General features: G+C 56.4%; 1 protein-coding gene. It reads right to left on the bottom strand.

Going from position 1 to position 1,518, the window contains the following annotated elements; genetic code table 11:
- Positions 1–121 precede the first annotated feature (121 nt).
- The coding region (locus tag FQ705_RS15390) for an IS1182 family transposase (RefSeq protein ID WP_144142533.1) at positions 122–1,518 on the bottom strand (1,397 nt) is incomplete at its 5' end.

Raw genomic sequence — 1,518 nt, 5'->3', positions numbered from 1 at the left:
AGAGTGTGTGGAAACACCGTTTCTTCCGCCAAGCGGTTGATTGCCAGTCAGGTCGATCGAGTTTGATACGGCGAGTTTGCACTAATCGAACATCGCGAGCACAACAAAGCCCCTCGGGGCCTTAGCTTCCAGCTATCTTCATGGCCTTCATCATCCCTGCAACCCCAAGTATGTTCATGACCCGCTTCAGGTTGTAGGCCAACACCTGAAGGCTCATTTCCGTACTCACTCTCTTCAGCGTCCTGGTCAGGAAGTGGGCAGGACCCATCCAGTGCTTGAGCGTACCGAAGACGTGCTCGACAGTACTTCGGCGGATGGTCATTGCATCTGGCAGCCGGTCGAGCCGGCGCTGCATCGCTTCCAGTGTGTTCTCGTGCTCCCATCGTCGGATGCGACGATAGTCGCTCGGTGAACATCGTTCCTTGAGATGGCAACGCGGGCAGGCGCTGGTCCAGTAAACCCGCAGATTCATGTCATGCTCGACGGTCGTGAATCGAAGGATGGCTCGCTCACCAGCAGGGCATCGATACACATCACTTTTTGCCACGTAGATAAAGTCGGCCTTGGTGAACAGACCTTTCTTCCGCGACGCGGAGGTAAGCGGCTTGGGAACGTACGCGCTGATGTCGTTCAGATCGCATGCCCGTATCTCCGGGCCACTGAAGTAACCCCGATCAGCAACAACCTTCAGCTTCGGCCTGCCCATCGCGTCCTTCGCAGACACCGCCATTTTGCAGAGTTGGCCGTGATCGTTTCCAACGTTCGTTACTTCGTGCTCAACGATCAGATGATGCTTCGTATCTACGGCTGCCTGAACGTTGTAGCCCACTATGCCGGAACCTCTTCCGCTTGTTGCCATGGATCTCGCATCGGGGTCCGTCATGGACAGCTGTTTGTCCGGTTGCTTCTCTAACTGCTTCCTGATCTGTGCCAGCTCGCGCATCTGCTGGCGTAAGCGGGCGATCTTCTCGTACAGGCGAACCGTCTTCACATCGAAACCTGTTGGACTGGTCCGGTCTGCGGTTGCAATCAGGTCGAGATACCGCTGCACGCTTTCTTCGATCTGCTGCTGACGTTTGTCGATCTTGCTGGCCGTGTAGTTCCTGTCGCGGCTGTTTGATGCCTTGAACTTGCTACCATCGATGGCCACCATGTCACTGGACAGCAGCTTCAACCCCCGACACAGTTCGACGAAACGCCTGCATACGTTGCGAATGGCTGCGCCGCTGTCGCGGCGAAAGTCCGCGATCGTCTTGAAGTCCGGAGCCAGACGTCCCGTTAGCCACATCAGCTCGACGTTGCGCTGACATTCACGCTCGAGACGCCGGCTCGAAGGAATCCGGTTCAGGTAGCCGTAGATATAGATCTTGAACATCACACCGGGATGGTAGGACGGACGACCCGTGATCGCCGGTGCGGTACCTTCGAAACCGAGTTCTGCAAGATCAAGTTCGTCGACGAAGGCGTCTATGACTCTGACCGGGTTGTCCTGTCCGATGTAGTCATCGACGCATTCGG

This window comes from Paraburkholderia sp. BCC1884 (genome assembly GCF_900996225.1).
Lineage (GTDB): Bacteria > Pseudomonadota > Gammaproteobacteria > Burkholderiales > Burkholderiaceae > Paraburkholderia.
The sequence above is the reverse complement of the archived record's forward strand: the minus strand, read 5'-3'. Positions and strand labels throughout refer to the sequence as shown.